This window comes from Nocardioides sp. LS1 (assembly GCF_003865225.1).
Taxonomy (GTDB): Bacteria; Actinomycetota; Actinomycetes; order Propionibacteriales; family Nocardioidaceae; genus Nocardioides; species Nocardioides ginsengisegetis.
In genome coordinates, this window is sequence record NZ_BIFF01000005.1 from 530094 (window position 1) to 545760 (window position 15667).

Genomic DNA, 15667 nt, shown 5'->3' on the forward strand with positions numbered 1-15667 from the left:
GGGTCAGAGCAGGGAGTTGGGCCGGAACGTGGGTCGCCGGTCCTCGTCCTCCTTCGCCGGGCGGACGAACTCGAAGCCCGCGGTGGTCACGACCTGCCAGTCCGGGTCGGCGCCGGGCAGGGCCAGCAGCGACTCGGCGCAGGCGACGTGCAGCGGCGGCGCGTGGAAGGCATTGCGGCCGATCTCGTCCGGCGTGCCGACGAAGGCGATCGGCCGGCCCAGCGACTGGCCACAGCCCCCGCAGATCCGCGACAGCGCGCACTGGGTGACCCAGCGCCGGTCGTGGATCCGCGAAGCCTGGGTCACGGTCACGAGGCCTCCCGCGACGAGCCGCGCGACCAGCCGCCGAGCTCCTTGCGGCGTACGGGCCTCTCGGCGTCGGTCTTGCGCGATCGGTCCACGGACGGCGAGGGCGGCTCGGGCTGGTCGCTGCCGGTCATGCCGTTGGGCAGCGACAGCTTCATGATCGTGCGCAGGGCCTGGCCGTACTGCCGGTGCAGCGGGCCGGTCGTGTAGGGGATGTCGTACTTCTCGCAGAGCGCCCGGACCTTGACCGCGATCTCGGGGTAGCGGTTGCTGGGCAGGTCGGGGAAGAGGTGGTGCTCGATCTGGAAGCCGAGGCTGCCGCTCAGGATGTGCAGCGCCGTGCCACCCTCGAAGTTGGCCGAGCCGAGCATCTGGCGGAGGTACCACTCCGAGCGGGTCTCGTCCTCGAGCTCCTCCTCGGTGAAGTGCAGCGCCCCGTCGGGGAAGTGCCCGCAGAAGATGATCATGTAGGACCACAGGTTGCGCGCGAGGTTGGCCGTCGCGTTGGCCTTGAGCGTGGCCTTCCACTGCGGACCCGACAGCGCCGGGTAGACGACGTAGTCCTTGAGGATCTGGTTGCGGCCCTTGCGCGCGATCTGGCGCAGCTGCCGCTTCATCTCCTTCGGGTCCTTCCTGCCCTTGCGGATGGCCTCGAGGTCGAGGTCGTGCAGGGCCACGCCCCACTGGAACAGCCCGGCGAGCAGCGCGTTGTAGACCGGCTGGCCGAGGTTGGCGGGGTGCCACTTCTGCTCGCGCGCCATCCGCAGGATGCCGTAGCCGATGTCGTTGTCGTGGCCGAGCACGTTGGTGAACTGGTGGTGGATGTAGTTGTGGGAGTGCTTCCACTGCTCGGCCGGCTGGGCGGTGTCCCACTCCCAGTTGCTGGAGTGGATCTCCGGGTCGTTCATCCAGTCCCACTGGCCGTGCATGACGTTGTGGCCGATCTCCATGTTCTCGAGGATCTTGGCCACGCCGAGCAGGGCGGCGCCGGTCGCGAGGGCGGCCTTGCGGCTGCGGCGGGACTGGGTGCCGGCCATGAGCGTGACCCGGCCCGCGGCCGCCAGCCCGCGCTGGAGCTTGATGATCCGGTTGATGTACGCCGCGTCGGCGGCGCCGCGCGACTCCTCGACCTCGGCGCGGATCGCGTCGAGCTCCCGGCCGAGCTGCTCGACCTCGTCGTCGGTGAGGTGGGTGTACTCCTGGACGTCACTGATCGCCATGGGGTGCCTTCCTGGATCCGGGGTTGGGTCTCGGGCTAGATGTCGAGGGTGCAGTCGCCGACGGCAGCGGTGACGCAGGTCTGCACCTGTTCGTTGGGCTGGTCGTACTCGTCGCCGTTGCGCAGGTCGCGGACCCGGCCGGAGACGAGGGTGAGGGTGCAGGTGTGGCAGATGCCCATCCGGCAGCCGTAGGGCATCCCGACGCCGGCCTGCTCGCCCGCCTCGAGGACGGTGGTGGCGCCGTCGACGTCGATGCTCTTGCCGGAGTTGCGGAACGTGACCGTGCCGCCCTCGCCGCCGTCGCCGCCGAGCTCGAGGGAGAACCGCTCGAGGTGCAGCTGGTCCTCCAGCCCGGCCTCCTCGAAGTGCTCGTGGATCGCGTCGAGCATGGGGCCGGGGCCGCACGCCCAGGTGTCGCGGTCGCGCCAGTCGGGGCAGATCGCGTCGAGCTTGCCCATCTCGAGCATGCCGTCGGTGTCGGTGTGCAGCCGGTGCACGACCAGGCGCGGGTGCCGCTCCTCGAGGGCGGCGAGCTCGTCGCGAAAGATCATCCGCTCGGGGGTGGGCGAGGAGTAGTGCAGGACGACGTCCGGCATCGAGCCACGCCGGTCGAGGGTGCGCAGCATCGCCATCACGGGCGTGATCCCGCTGCCGCCCACGAGGAAGAGCATCCGGGCGGGGGGCGGGTCGGGCAGCACGAAGTCGCCCTCGGGCAGGGCCAGCCGCACGATGGTGCCCGGCGCGAGGCCGTTGACCAGGTGGGCGGAGAGCTTGCCCTCCGGCATCGCGCGGACGGTGATCGAGATCGTCCGGCCGCGGCGGCGCGGCGGCGAGCTCACGGAGTAGGAGCGCCACTGGAAGCGGCCCTCGACCTGGACCCCGATGCCGACGTACTGGCCGGGGCGGTGGTCGTAGCGCCAGCCCCACCCGGGCCGGATCACCAGGGTGGCGGCGTCCTCGGTCTCGGGGATGACCTCCTCGACCCGGCCGCGCAGCTCGCGGGCGCTCCAGAGCGGGTTGACCAGGCGCAGGTAGTCGTCGGGGTGCAAGGGCGTGGTCAGCTTGGAGCCGGCCTCGCGGACCTTCTGCCACGAGATCGTGCCTGTCGCCATGCGTTCCCCCTGCTGTGGTTGCCCGGAACTGCTCAGTGAACACTTGTCTACTGAGATGGTCAACCCTCCCCAGGGGTGAGGCGCGACTGGCACCATCGCCTCTCGTGAGCACTCCCGTGGTCCTGCTGGTGGTCGCCCTGGCCGTCGTGGCCGCGGGCGAGCTGGCCGCGCTCGTGACCGTCGTGGTGCTGTGGCGCCGGGTGACGCGGCGCGCCGGCCGCCTCGAGCGGGAGCTGGACGAGCGCATCGAGCGCGACCTGGAGCGTGGGCGTCGGCGTCCCCGGCTCGCGCCGCCGCGGGTCCCGTCCACCCGGGAGGCGGTGAAGGCGGTCTGGGAGACCGCCGCGCTGGTGCGCGAGAAGGGCGTGGGCGGGGCGCTGCGCAGCTCGGTCGAGGAGCTCGCCGGGTGGGCGCAGGTGGAGCGGCCCGACCTGGTCCGGCTGGCCGCGGGCGACGGGTCGGTGGCGATCCTCTTCTCCGACATCGAGGGGTCGACCGCGCTCAACGAGGAGCTCGGGGACAAGGCGTGGGTGCGCGTGCTGGAGCGGCACGACGCCGTCGTACGCCGCTGCGTGGCGGCCCGCGACGGGCACGTCATCAAGACCCAGGGCGACGGGTTCATGGTCGCGTTCGGGCCGGCGGCGGACGCGGTCGCCTGCGCGGTCGACGTCCAACGTGCGCTGGCCGGGCGGCGGAGACGGCCGCTGGACCCCGACGTCCGGGTGCGGATCGGCATCCACCGCGGCGAGGCGGTGCGGCGCGAGAACGACCTGTTCGGCCGGAACGTCGCCTACGCCGCCCGCGTCGCCGGGCTCGCGCAGGGCGGCGAGATCCTGGTCAGCGAGGCCGTGGCCGCCGCCACGCCGGACCTGCCGGTCGTGGAGTCCCGCGAGGCGAAGCTCAAGGGGTTGGCCGGGGTGCACGCGGTGCACGTCGTGGCGTGGGACGACCCGGACGCGGCCGCCGTCACCGATCGGTAAGGCCTGGACCATCGGTCTGCCTTGTCGGCGCGACTACCGTGGCGGCCATGGGCTACAACGTGGAGAAGACCGACGAGCAGTGGCGCGCCGAGCTCTCGCCGGAGGAGTACGCCGTGCTGCGCAAGGCCGGCACGGAGCGCGCGTTCACCGGGGAGTACACCGACACCGAGACCAAGGGCGTCTATGCCTGCAAGGCCTGCCAGGCCACGCTGTTCGAGTCGGACACGAAGTTCCACTCCGGCTGCGGGTGGCCGTCGTTCTACCAGCCGATGACCGACACGGTGGAGTACATCGAGGACACCTCCCACGGCATGAAGCGCGTCGAGGTCCGCTGCGCCAACTGCGGCTCGCACCTCGGCCACGTCTTCCCCGACGGCTACGGCACGCCCACCGGCGACCGCTACTGCATCAACTCGGTGAGCCTGACGCTCAAGCCCGCGGACTCCTGAGCCAGCCCGCCGCTCGGGTCCCCTACGGCAGCCGACCCACCAGCTCGCCGACCTCGACCCGGGCGCCGGTGTAGAACGGCACCTCCTCGCGGACGTGCCGGCGCGCCTCGGAGCCGCGGAGGTGCCGCATCAGGTCGACGATGCGGTAGAGGTCGTCGGCCTCGAAGGCCAGGATCCACTCGTAGTCGCCGAGCGAGAAGCTGGCGACGGTGTTGGCGCGGACGTCGGGGTAGTCGCGGGCCATCTTGCCGTGGTCGGCGAGCATGGTGCGGCGCTCGGACTCCTCGAGGAGGTACCACTCGTAGGACCGCACGAACGGGTAGACGCTGACGTGCCGCTTGGGCTCCTCGTCGCTGAGGAACGCCGGGACGTGGCTCTTGTTGAACTCCGCCGGGCGGTGCAGCGCCATCTGCGACCAGACGGGCGCGAGGCGCCGGCCGAACGCCGTACGACGGAAGCGGTGGTAGGCGTCCTGGAGCTCCTCGGAGGTGCTGGCGTGCCACCAGACCATGACGTCGGCGTCGGCGCGCAGGCCGGCGACGTCGTAGAGGCCACGGGTGACGACGTCGGCCTCGGCGAGCTCGGCGAGGAGCTTCTCGACCTCGGCGCCCTCGGCGGTGCGGTCGGCGTCACCGAGGTCACCGAAGACCTGCTCCAGCCGGAACACCGACCACATCGTGTAGCGGATGGAGTCGTTGATCTCGCGAACCTTGGCTGCCTTGCTGGTCATGCCCCCCATTGTGCCGCCCGCTCATGAGCGGCCGAAGCCCGCCTCCCGCGCCTTGATGATCGCCTCGGCACGACCGGCGGCGTGCAGCTTCGTGTAGATCGACGAGACGGCGTTGCGCACGGTCTTGGAGGAGACGTAGAGCTCGCGGGCGATGGCGTCGTTGGAGCGGCCGGCGGCGAGCAGCTCGAGCACGCTGCGCTCGCGGTCGGTGAGGTCCGGGAACGCCACCTGCTCCGGCTCCCGGCGCCCCGCGAACAGCCCGGCCACCCGCCCGGCGAGGCTGGCCCCGAAGACCATGCCGCCCGCGTGCGCGGCCCGGATCGCGCCGTGCACCTCCTCGGCCCCCGACCCCTTGAGCAGGTAGCCGCTGGCGCCGGCACGGATCGCGCTGAGGACGGTGTCGTCGTCCTCGTTCATCGTCAGCATCACGACCCGGACGCCCGGGTGCCGCGCGGTGACGCGCCGGGTCGCCTCGATGCCGTCGAGCTCGGGCATCTGGATGTCCATGACGACCACGTCGGGGGCCACCTCCGCGACGACGTGCAGGACGTCGCGGCCGTCGGCGGCGGTCCCGACGACCTCGGTGCCGTCGAGGGCGCCGAGCAGCGCGACGAGCCCGTCGCGGACGATCTGGTGGTCGTCGGCGACGACGACGCGGATGTTTTGGGTCATACGGGCTCCCCCACGTCGGTACGACGCGTGGGCAGCCACGCGCGGACGGTCGTGCCACCCCGGGGCGGACACGTGACTTCACTGCGGCCACCCAGCTCGGCGGCCCGCTCACGCAGGCCGACCAGGCCCACGCCGGCCTGGGCCTCGGCCGGGATGCCGCGCCCGTCGTCGGCGACCTCGACGACCAGGTGGCCGTCCTCGAGGGCGAGCCCGACCCGCGCCCGGGTGGCCCCGGCGTGCCGGACCACGTTGGTCAGCGCCTCCGCGGCGATCCGGTAGGCCGCGACCTCGACGGCCGCGGGCAGGGTGCCGACCGACCCGTCGACCTCGGAGTCGATCTGGACCGGGACGCCCAGACCCTCGGCGAGCTGCCCGAGGGCGCCGACCAGGCCGCGGTCGTCCAGGGCCGGCGGGCGGAGCTCGTGGACCAGCCGCCGCACGTCGGCCACGACCTCCTTGACGTGGTCGCTGGTCGCGGCGAGGTGGCCCTTCGCGGCCTCGGGGTCGCGGTCGACCAGCAGCCGCGCGGACTCGACCCGGAACACCACCCCGGACAGCGCCGGACCGAGACCGTCGTGCAGGTCGCGGCGGATCCGGCGGCGCTCCTCCTCGCGGGCGACGACGAGGCGTTCGCGGCTGTCCTGCAGCTCGTCGGCCATCCGGCTGGCGCGAGCCGCGGTGGCCGCCTGCCGGACGAGGTCGCCCAGCAGCTGCTCGTCGCGGCGGGAGAGTCGGCTGCGCAGCCCGCGAGCAGGCAGGACGAGGCGGCCCACCGGTGCGTCGCGGTAGGTGATGGGCAGCGTGCGGGTCTCGGCCGGCGGCTCGCCGTACGTCGCGGTGAGGCGCTCGCCGCCACTGCGGTCCACCTCGACGGAGACGTAGCCGACGCCGAACGCCGACGCGACGGCGCGAGCGACGGCGGCGAGCTGGCCGGCGCCCTCGTCGGCGGTCTCGAGCGTGGAGGCCAGGCCGGCGACGGCGTCGTAGGGGTCGGCGCGGTCGCCGAGCATCAGCCGTCGCACGCCGCGGGACAGGCGTTGGCGCAGTGGTCCGTAGAGGGCGGCGGTCAGGAGCAGCACGGTGAGCACGACCTGCCGCTGGCCGAGGGTGTCGCCGAGGGCCGCGGTCAGCAGGGCCAGGACCACGAGGTCGGTGCCGACGAGCACGAGCGAGAGCAGGCCGTAGACCAGGGTGCGGCCGACCAGCTCCTCGACCGGCACCACGCCGGGGTGGACGATCGCGACGGTCATCGCGACCGCGGGCAGGGCGGCGACGAGGAAGACGACCAGGTCCTGCACGGCCCGCAGGTCGGAGAGGAGGCCCAGACCGACCACGATCGCCATCGCGACCACGGACCACAGCAGCCAGCGCATCTGATCGCGCTCGAGGCCGCGGGAGCGGCGGTGCCGTACGACGACCGAGGCCATCGCGACCAGCAGGCCCGCGACGGTGACGGCGACGCCGACGGCCGTGGACCGGTCGGCGACTCCCGGCGGGAGCGGCACGGTCCACAGGTCGAGGTCCACGCCGGGCGGCAGCGCAACGTCGGGGGCGCGCACCCCGGAGGGGGCGACCAGGACGACCAGCGCCGCCAGCACCATCAGGGCGAGGGCCGCGCGGGACACCCGCCCCCACCAGCCGGCGACGAAGCGTCCGCTGGGGAAGATCATCAGGAGCGCGGCCACGGTCACCGGCAGGAACGCGCCGACCCGGTTGAGGAACCACAGGGCGAGGTTCTCCCCCGCCAGCGCCGAGCCCGGGCGGACGCCGTACCGGACGTAGGACTGCGCGAGCGCGTCCAGCACCCAGAAGACGCCCAGCCAGGCCAGGGTCCACCCCCAGCGCTGGCGCACGTCGCGCAGCAGGATGACGGTGGCCAGGACCGCGAGCAGGAGGCCGAGCACGGCGTACCCCCAGCCGTAGCCGGGGGCGAGCTCGACGCCGGGCCCCGTCGCCGGCGTGCCCAGGTCGAGGGCGACGGTGGTGACCAGGCCGGCCCCGGTCAGCAGGGGCAGCACGAGGACGCTGCCGTGCCGACGGAGACCTCCCCTGACATCCACCGGCACATTGTGATGCCGGTCCGGCCCCGAGAGGGCCGGACCGGCAGATTGGTCCCGCGTCGTGTCGGACATTGCGTCGGACTGGGGGATCAGCGAGCCGCCGCTGCACGGTGCTGACGGTCACCGACGAGGAACCCGATCGAGGTGGCGAGCAGCCAGAGCGCGCCGGTCACGCCGGCCATGTACTCCAGCGGCGAGACGCCGAGCAGGACCGTGAGGCCGCCGAGCACGAGGCCGACGAGGCCGATCCAGCGCGGGACGACGCCCTGGCGGTACGCCGTGAACAGGGCCAGGCCGGCGAGGCCGGCGAGCACCCACACCCACGGGATCGTGCCGATCCAGTTGTTGTAGAAGGACGCGCTGCTGTCCGGGATCTGCACGTCCGACTGGCTCATGCCCATCATGAACTCGGTGTCCAGGCCGCTGCCCAGGACGGAGACGACCGCGGTGCCGAGCAGGCCGCTGAACGCGACGGTCGGGGCGAGGCCGTCCGGCAGGACCGAGCGCAGCCGGCGGAACAGGCCGGCGGCGAAGACGACCATGAGCAGCGCACCGATCACCGTGATCGAGTGGAAGGCGAACATGACCGGCGCCTTGTCGGTCAGGGCCGCGGTCACGCCGTCGGTCGTGCCGTTGAACTCGGGCCGGTAGACCACGTCGACCATCGACGAGGTGACGATCGTGCCGATCCCGGCGACCGCCGAGCCGATGCCGGCGACGGCCCAGGCCCGGGAGGTGCGGCTGGCCGGCCGGGTGCGGACCGGGTGGCTCTCGAGCAGGTCGGAGCGGACCGGGTTGTGGGTCGTGACGGAGGTGCTCATGGCGGTGCTTCCCTTCAGGTCAGGTGTTCGATGACCTGACGGTGCCGGGCCGGATGTCCCGACCGACAGGGACAACGGGGCAAGGTCGGCGGATCGCCGTCCCGGCAGTTGCGCCGACTCGAGGGGTCTCAGGCCTGCAGCAGCGCCGACTCGACGGCACGGTGGGCGGAGGCGATGACGGCGGGGATGCCCACGCCGTCGTACGCCGCGCCGCAGACGGCCAGGCCGGGGACCTCGGCGACGGCCAGGCGGATCCGGGCGACCCGGTCGAGGTGGCCGACGGCGTACTGCGGCAGGCCGCCGCCCCAGCGCTGCACGTGGGTGTCGACGGGGCGGGCGGCGAGGCCGGTGGCGTCGGCGAGGTCGGCCAGGGAGGAGGCGACGAGCTCGTCGTCGGTGGCCTGGAGGGCGACCTCCTCGCGGTGCCGGCCCAGGGAGGTGCGCAGGAGCAGCAGGTCCTCGCCGTCGAGGGCGCCGCGGCCGGCGTCGCGGACCCAGCCCCACTTGGCGAAGGAGAACGTCGAGGCCTTGATCCGGCGCCCCTCGACCGGCGGGACCAGGAAGCCGGAGGTGGTCTCGCCGAGGGCAGCGAGCACGTCGGCGGCGCGGAAGGCCAGGGTCACCACGGCCATCGAGGCGGAGTCGATCGCGGCGAGCTCGGCGGACGCCGCCGGCACGAGGTCGGCCAGCAACCGGGCGGTCGGCGCCGCGGGGGTGGCGAGCACGACCGCGTCGGCCTCGACGAGCTCCGGATCCGCGGCGGAGCCCACGGTCAGCGCGAACCGGCTTTCGGTGGTCGAGCCTGCCGCGGCGGTCGAGCCTGCCGAGACCCGGCGCAGCTCCCGCACGGTCGCCCCGGTGCGGACGGTGAAGGTGCCGTCGACGAGGGCGTCGGCGAGCCCGGCCATCCCGCCGGCCAGGCCGGCGAACACCGGGACGTCGGAGGTCGGGAGGGCCGCGGCGGACTCGAGCAGGGAGCCGCGCTCGAGCATCGCGACCAGCTGCGGCACGGTGGCGCGGGCGGAGAGCTCGCGGGCGTGGCCGGCGTACACGCCGCCCAGCAGCGGCTCCACCAGCCGGTCGACGACCTCGTCGCCGAGCCGCGCGGCCACGAGGTCGCCGACGGAGACGTCGCCGTCGATCCGGGTGGGCGGCAGGGTGGGCTCCTGCCGGACCCGGGCCAGGCCCTCGTCCGACAGCACGCCGGAGGCGGCCAGCTGGGCCAGGTCGAGCGGCACGCCCATCAGCGAGCGCGGCAGCGGCCGCAGCGCGCCGCGGGTCCAGATGGTCGAGGCGGCCGCGGTCGGGTGGACGACGGTCAGGCCGAGCGACCCGGCCAGGGCCACGCCCTCGGGGCGCCGGTTGAGCATCGCCTCGGCGCCGACGTCGACGGTCACGCCGGCGACGGGGCCCCGGCAGAGCTTGCCGCCGACCTCGGGCGAGCCCTCCAGGAGGAGTACGTCGCTCCCGCGGGCGGCCAGGTCGTGGGCGGCCGTGAGGCCGGCGATGCCGCCGCCCACCACGACGACCCTGCGTGCCCGGTCCGGGGCGCGGTCGGGGGCGGGATCCACGACGTCAGGTTAAGCCCCGGGCCCAGCCGCGGGTGCACACGGCTGGGACCGGGAGTCAGGGGGGCCGGTCGGCCCGGGTCAGGCGCTGTCGGCCATCCGGCCGAAGGCGCTGCGGTGGAAGACCAGCGGCAGCGAGGTGTCGGCGTGCTCGACGGCGTGCAGCTGGAGGATCACGATCACGTGGTCCCCGGCCTCGACCTCGCGGTAGAGCGAGCAGTCGAACATCGCGAGCCCGTCGTCGAGCGTCACGGCGCCGTCCTCGGTGACGGTGACCTCGAGGCCGTCGAAGCGGTGCTCGACGTCTCCGGCGAGCTGGCGGCAGACGCCGCCGTGGTGGTCGGCCAGCACGGTGAGGCCGAGGTGGCCGGCCCGCCGCAGGGTCGGCCAGGTCCGCGACGTCCGGGCCACGGAGAACGACACGAGTGCCGGCTCGAGGCTGACGGAGGTGAAGGAGCTGGCGGCGAGACCGACGAGCTGACCGTCGACCTCGGCCGCCGCGGCCACCACACCGCTGGGGAACACCCCGAACGCCTCGCGGAGCCGCTTCGGGTCGATGTCCTGGTTGGTGGTGAGCTGGGCCGAAAGAATGGGGCTCAGTGTCATGCGTTCGCTCCTGTCGGGTGGAGGTGGCGGACGGCCGGCCGGACGCGGTCCAGCCACGCGGCGTACGTCGTGGGGTCGTCGTGGGCGGCGTCGAGGACGTAGAGCCCGGGCGTCACCACGAGGGCGCCGATCTCGGTGAGCACCGGCCGGAGCGTCAGCTCCGGGGCCAGCGCGTGCGCCGGGCCGGCGCCGAGCATCAGCGGCACGGCGACGCCCGACAGCCCGTCGGTCGCGAACCGGTCCAGGAAGAGCTTCAGGAGCCCCGTGTAGGTCGCCTTGTACGTCGGCGAGGCGACCACCACGAGGTCGGCATCGCCGACCTCCTCGACGAGACCGGCCACGGTCGGGTCGGTCCAGTCGAGCAGGGCGGTCCCGAGGACGGCCAGGTCCACGACGAGGTCGGGGTCCTGCCCGGTCAGCTCGCGGGCGACGTAGGTGGCCGCGGCCAGCGTCCGGGACTCCGGCTTCGGGTTGCCCACGACGACCGCGACGCGCCGGGTGCCGCTCACGAGGCGGCCTTCCGGCCCTCGGCCGCGAACGGCACCTGGGCGTTGACGGCGGTCGGGTGCGGGTGCTCCCAGAGGCCGCGCTGGGCCAGGATCGGCAGCACGCCCTCGCCGAACCAGTAGGCGCCCTCGAGGTGCGGGTAGGCCGAGAGCACGAACTCGTCGATGCCGACGGAGTGGTACTCCTCGATCCGGTCGGCGACCTCCTGGTGGCTGCCCACCAGGGCGGTGCCGGCGCCGCCGCGGACCAGGCCGACCCCGGCCCAGACGTTGGGATAGATCTCGAGGTCGTCCTTGCTGCCGCCGTTGAGGTCGAGCATCCGGCGCTGGCCCTCGGACTCGGACTTCTTCAGCCCGGCCTGGACCTTGGCGATGGCCTCGTCGTCGATGCCGGCGATCAGCCGGTCGGCCTCGGCCCACGCCTCCTCGGAGGTGTCGCGGGTGATGGTGTGCATCCGGATGCCGAAGGTGATCTCGCGGCCCTGCTCCTCGGCGAGGCGACGGATCCACTTCACCTTCTCGGCCACGGCCTCCGGCGGCTCGCCCCACGTCAGGTAGACGTCCGCATGCCTGGCGGCCACGTTGCCGGCCGCCGGGGACGAGCCGCCGAAGTAGATCGCCGGCTTCGGGTCGGGGATCTGGCCGAGGGTGGCGTTCTCGACCTGCAGGTGCTTGCCCTGGAAGTCGACGGTCTCCCCCGCCCACAGGCGGCGCACGATGGTGAGGAACTCGTCGCAGCGCTCGTAGCGCTCCTCCTTGTCGAGGAAGTCGCCGAACATCCGCTGCTCGTGGCTCTCGCCGCCGGTCACGACGTTGAGCAGGAGCCGGCCCCCGGTGAGGTTCTGGAAGGTGCCGGCCATCTGGGCGGCCAGGAACGGCGAGACCAGGCCGGGGCGGAACGCCACCAGGAACTTCAGCCGCTCGGAGACCTGGCTGAGCATCGCGGTCGAGAGCCAGGCGTCCTCGCACCATGCGCCGGCCGGCGTGAGGGCGGCGTCGAAGCCCATGTCCTCGGCCCCGCGCGCGACCTGGCCGAGGTAGGCCACGGAGGCCGGACGGCCGGACGGGATCGCGTCGACGCCGTGCCCGCCGCCGACGACCTGGCGGCCGTCACCGCCGTTGGTCGGCAGGAACCAGTGGAACTTCAGGGGGGAGGCCATGAAAGTCCTTTCTCAGAGCTGTCCGTGATTGGGCGGCAGGGTGCCGTCGACGGCGTAGCGGCCCAGGTGCTGGACCTTCCACGCCGCCGGGTCGTGGAGCGTGTGGGTGCGGGCGTTGCGCCAGTGCCGGTCGAGGTTGAGGCTGGCCAGCGCGGAGCGGGTGCCCGCGACCTCGAAGAGGCGGCTGGCCACGTCGACCGACGCCTGCGTGCTGGAGGCACGCGCCGCGGCGACCGCGAGGCTGGCCTGCGCGGCGGTCTCCTCGTTGAGATCGGCGTCGGCCCGGTCGACGGCGCGACCGGCCTCGCGGACCAGCGCCTCGGCGGCCCGGACCTGGAGCTCCATCTGGCCGAAGGCGTGCACGACCAGGGGGTCCTCCGCGGCCCGGTCCACCCCGGCGTCGGGGTAGGGCCGGCTCTTGGTGGTGACGAACTGCGCGGCCTCGGTGATCGCGGCCCGTGCGATGCCCGCGTCCAGCGCCGCGTGCAGCAGCTGGGCGAAGGCGCCGTAGGTCTGCGGCCCCTCGAAGGTGAGGTGGTAGGGCATGATCCGCGCCTCGGCCACGTCGACCTCGTCGAGCGTGACGGTGCCGGAGGCGGTGGTGCGCTGACCGAGGCCGTCCCAGTCGTCGACGACGGTGACCCCCGGCGCGGTGCGCTCGACCCACGCCACGTGCAGGGGGCCGTGCCCGGGATCGACCAGCGTGTCGAGGTGCGCGAGGACCGGGATCCAGTCGGCGAAGAGCGCGCCGGTGCTGTAGCCCTTCACGCCGTTGAGCAGCCAGCCGCGGCCGTTGCGGGTCAGCGTGGTGCGGATGTCGCGGACGTGCTTGCTGCCCACCTCGGACTGGGCGTTGCCGAACCGCTTGCCGGCCAGCACCTCGCCGAAGAAGAAGCCCTGCTGGGCCGGCGTGCCCTGGTGGCGCAGCGCGTTGACGTAGACGAAGTGGCTGTGCGGGATCTGCGCCAGGGACGGGTCGCCCGAGGCCAGGATGCGGAAGACCTCGGCCACGGTCTCGGCCGGGAGGTCGGCGCCGCCGAACCGGCTCGGCACCGTGATCGCGAGGAGGCCGGAGGCCGTGACCGCGTCGAGCTCGGCGCCGGGGAGCCGGCGCTGGGCGTCGCGCTCGGACGCTCCCTCGGCCAGCTCGGCCGCGAGCTGCGCGGCCACGAGGACGGCGCCGCTCTCGGTGAGCACCGGGACGGCGTCGCCGGACGGTCGCCCGGCGACGTCCTCGACCAGGCTCAGGGCGGGGGTTGTGCTCATGGTGTGCACTCCTCGTTGGACTCTTATGTTGACTAGATTGCTTGACTTTGGACGCCGATGCAAAGCGAAACGGGTCATCAGGCGTCAGATTCCGGCGAACCGGCGATAGGCGCCGCCTTGCACCCGGCGGGGCACCTGCGACTAGGATCTGCTCAATCTCTACAAGATTACTTGACAATGACGTCGACTCAAGAACCACCGGAAGGAATCCCTGTGCGGATCGAACAGCTCGAGTACTTCGCCGCCGTGACCCAGCACGGGTCGCTGCGCCGCGCCAGCGAGCGACTGCACATCTCGCAGCCCGCCCTGAGCGAGGCGGTCAGCAAGCTCGAGCGCGAGCTCGGCGTCACCCTGCTCGACCGGCGCCGCTCGGGTGCCCGGATCAGCCGGCAGGGCCGGCACCTGCTGCCGAACATGGTCGAGGTGCTCGAGGCCGTGGACCGGCTGCGCACCGCCGCCGGGGACCAGAGCGCCGGCAGCCGGCTGGTCCGGGTCGGCACCGTGGACGCGGCCACCTCGACCCTGCTGGTGCCGGCCGTGCGCGGCTTCCAGGAGGCGCACTCCGGGACCACCGTCGAGGTCCTCAACATGCAGCAGGGCGAGATCCACCAGGGCCTGGCGGAGGGTGCCCTGGACCTCGGCCTGGTCAACGTGCTGGCCGGGGACGACCCGCCGGTCGGCCTGGTCGGCACCGACCTGGTGCACGGCCGCCCCGTCGTCGTGATGCCGGCCGACCACCCGCTGGCGGAGCAGGAGGCCGTCACCATCGACGACCTGCGTGCGGAGCGGTTCGTGGCGATGCGCGCCGGCTACGTCATGCACCGCTTCGCGCACCGGCTCTTCGGGCCGGACATGCCCGGGACGACGTACTCCACCGACGGCGCGGAGATGGGCAAGGTGATGGTGGCCGAGGGGCTGGGCCTGACCGTGCTGCCCGACTACAGCGTGCTCGGCGACCCGCTGCAGCGTGCCGGGATCATCACGCACCGCCCCATCGCGGGCGACCGGACCGCGGTCACGCTCGTGCTGCGCCAGCGACGGCTCGAGCACGTCCCGGCGCCGGTCCGCTCGATGGCGGCCGCCCTGGTCAGCCGGGCGCGGGCCTACCGGGAGGCGCAGGCCGGCTGACCTCACGGGAACCGCGCGGTTGCGTGCTGCGTCCCAGACCCATGACGACCACCGCTCCCCGCCGCCCGACGATCCGCCGCCGTGTCCCCTCCACGGCCGCCGCCCTCGTCCTGGGTCTCGGGCTCGCGCCCGCCCTGGCTGCGTGCTCGGCGGGCGGGGGCGGTGGCTCGGGCGACACCAGCGCGGCCGACGCCCCCGCCCCGGCCATGGGCCGGTCCGCGGTCGGGGGCAGCGCGGTCGACTCCGCGGGCGTGCCGGGCGCGGACGCCTTCCGCGCCGACGGCGTCGCCGCGAAGCAGGCGGCCGAGCCCGCGCCCGACGGCACCCAGCAGGCCCTCATCTCGACCGGCACCGTGTCGCTCTCGTCGAAGGACGTGGCCGCGGCCCGCTTCGACGTCCAGAAGGTCGTGGACAAGTACGCCGGGGAGATCAGCGACGAGCAGACCGACACCGACGACGACGGGCACGTGGCCACGTCGCACCTGGTGATCCGGATCCCGTCGGCGGACTTCGAGAAGGCGATGACCGACCTCAAGGGGGTCGCCGACCTGGAGTACGCCTCGGCCAAGAGCGAGGACGTGACGACCCAGGTGATCGACACCCGCAGCCGGCTCAAGGTCCAGCGCGCCTCGATCGCCCGGATCACCACCCTGCTCGCCCGGGCGCAGAACCTCCGCGACATCGTGCTGATCGAGAGCCAGCTCTCCCGTCGCCAGGCGACCCTGGACTCCCTCGAGCGGCGGGCGGCCTACCTCGCCGACCAGACCAGCCAGTCCACGATCACCGTCGACATCGAGAAGGCGTCGGTCGGCGCGGCGCACAAGAAGCACGTGGACCACACCGGCTTCGTGCCCGGCCTCAAGTCCGGCTGGCACGGCCTGACCGCGATCGCGGTGGCCGTCGCCACCGCCGCCGGCGCGGCCCTGCCGTTCACCGTCGTGCTGCTCCTGCTGGGGCTGATGGCCTGGCCGGTCCTGCGCACGATCCGGCGCCGGCACCCGGGCGACCCCGGCGGCCCCGACCTCGCCGTACCGACCGAGGGCTGATCCCTACCCCTCGCCGCCACCGACCTGCCACGCTGTC

Annotated in this window: 16 protein-coding genes; 4 read left to right on the forward strand and 12 right to left on the reverse strand. The window is 73.4% G+C overall.

Annotated elements, in window-relative coordinates:
- Window positions 1-3 precede the first annotated feature (3 nt).
- Genes EJF31_RS16755 through EJF31_RS16765 form a run of 3 tightly spaced genes read right to left on the reverse strand, consistent with a single transcriptional unit; the run spans window position 4 to window position 2638 of the window.
- Window positions 4-312 (reverse strand): hypothetical protein, encoded by a 309-nt coding sequence (locus EJF31_RS16755; RefSeq protein ID WP_125038266.1) that lies wholly within the window; start codon window positions 310-312, stop codon window positions 4-6.
- Complete coding sequence (locus EJF31_RS16760) at window positions 309-1526, reverse strand: acyl-CoA desaturase (RefSeq protein ID WP_125038267.1); 1218 nt, start codon at window positions 1524-1526, stop codon at window positions 309-311. The genes EJF31_RS16755 and EJF31_RS16760 overlap by 4 nt, the downstream gene beginning before the upstream one ends.
- Window positions 1527-1561: 35 nt before the next feature.
- Window positions 1562-2638 (reverse strand): ferredoxin reductase, encoded by a 1077-nt coding sequence (locus EJF31_RS16765; RefSeq protein ID WP_125038268.1) that lies wholly within the window; start codon window positions 2636-2638, stop codon window positions 1562-1564.
- Window positions 2639-2742: 104 nt separating this feature from the next.
- Here EJF31_RS16765 and EJF31_RS16770 point away from each other — a divergent pair, with 104 nt between their 5' ends.
- Window positions 2743-3618: an adenylate/guanylate cyclase domain-containing protein gene (locus EJF31_RS16770; RefSeq protein ID WP_221767619.1), complete on the forward strand. Its 876-nt coding sequence runs from the start codon at window positions 2743-2745 to the stop codon at window positions 3616-3618.
- A 47-nt stretch (window positions 3619-3665) separates the two neighbouring features.
- Window positions 3666-4067 carry a peptide-methionine (R)-S-oxide reductase MsrB gene (gene msrB / locus EJF31_RS16775; protein WP_125038269.1) on the forward strand — a complete coding sequence of 134 codons (402 nt, stop codon included), beginning with the start codon at window positions 3666-3668 and terminating at the stop codon, window positions 4065-4067.
- Between the two features lie 22 nt (window positions 4068-4089).
- On the opposite strand, the gene hemQ is transcribed toward msrB, so the two are convergent.
- The 9 genes from hemQ to EJF31_RS16820 form a co-directional block, all read right to left on the reverse strand.
- The gene (hemQ, locus tag EJF31_RS16780; protein WP_125038270.1) at window positions 4090-4806 is read right to left on the reverse strand and encodes a hydrogen peroxide-dependent heme synthase; all 717 of its coding nucleotides are present in this window, start codon (window positions 4804-4806) and stop codon (window positions 4090-4092) included.
- A 12-nt stretch (window positions 4807-4818) separates the two neighbouring features.
- Window positions 4819-5469 carry a response regulator transcription factor gene (locus EJF31_RS16785; protein ID WP_185736324.1) on the reverse strand — a complete coding sequence of 217 codons (651 nt, stop codon included), beginning with the start codon at window positions 5467-5469 and terminating at the stop codon, window positions 4819-4821.
- The gene (locus EJF31_RS16790; protein WP_125038271.1) at window positions 5466-7529 is read right to left on the reverse strand and encodes a sensor histidine kinase; all 2064 of its coding nucleotides are present in this window, start codon (window positions 7527-7529) and stop codon (window positions 5466-5468) included. The genes EJF31_RS16785 and EJF31_RS16790 overlap by 4 nt, the downstream gene beginning before the upstream one ends.
- Window positions 7530-7618: 89 nt before the next feature.
- Entirely contained in the window at window positions 7619-8350 is a 732-nt protein-coding gene (locus tag EJF31_RS16795) for a hypothetical protein (protein ID WP_125038272.1), read from the reverse strand.
- 128 nt (window positions 8351-8478) lie between these two features.
- Window positions 8479-9921 (reverse strand): protoporphyrinogen oxidase, encoded by a 1443-nt coding sequence (gene hemG, locus EJF31_RS16800; protein WP_125038273.1) that lies wholly within the window; start codon window positions 9919-9921, stop codon window positions 8479-8481.
- Window positions 9922-9999: 78 nt separating this feature from the next.
- Window positions 10000-10524, reverse strand: coding sequence for a flavin reductase family protein (locus EJF31_RS16805; protein WP_125038274.1), 525 nt, complete (start codon window positions 10522-10524; stop codon window positions 10000-10002).
- Entirely contained in the window at window positions 10521-11033 is a 513-nt protein-coding gene (locus EJF31_RS16810) for an NADPH-dependent FMN reductase (RefSeq protein ID WP_125038275.1), read from the reverse strand. The genes EJF31_RS16805 and EJF31_RS16810 overlap by 4 nt, the downstream gene beginning before the upstream one ends.
- Window positions 11030-12190 carry an LLM class flavin-dependent oxidoreductase gene (locus tag EJF31_RS16815; protein WP_125038276.1) on the reverse strand — a complete coding sequence of 387 codons (1161 nt, stop codon included), beginning with the start codon at window positions 12188-12190 and terminating at the stop codon, window positions 11030-11032. Before EJF31_RS16815 ends, EJF31_RS16810 begins: the two co-directional genes overlap by 4 nt.
- Before the next feature lie 12 nt (window positions 12191-12202).
- Window positions 12203-13456: an SfnB family sulfur acquisition oxidoreductase gene (locus EJF31_RS16820; protein WP_125038277.1), complete on the reverse strand. Its 1254-nt coding sequence runs from the start codon at window positions 13454-13456 to the stop codon at window positions 12203-12205.
- 213 nt (window positions 13457-13669) lie between these two features.
- Between EJF31_RS16820 and EJF31_RS16825 the strand changes: the two genes are divergently transcribed.
- A complete protein-coding gene (locus EJF31_RS16825) occupies window positions 13670-14584 on the forward strand; it encodes a LysR family transcriptional regulator (RefSeq protein ID WP_125038278.1) in 915 nt (304 codons plus the stop codon).
- 41 nt (window positions 14585-14625) lie between these two features.
- Window positions 14626-15630 carry a DUF4349 domain-containing protein gene (locus EJF31_RS16830; protein ID WP_125038279.1) on the forward strand — a complete coding sequence of 335 codons (1005 nt, stop codon included), beginning with the start codon at window positions 14626-14628 and terminating at the stop codon, window positions 15628-15630.
- Window positions 15631-15667 lie beyond the last annotated feature (37 nt).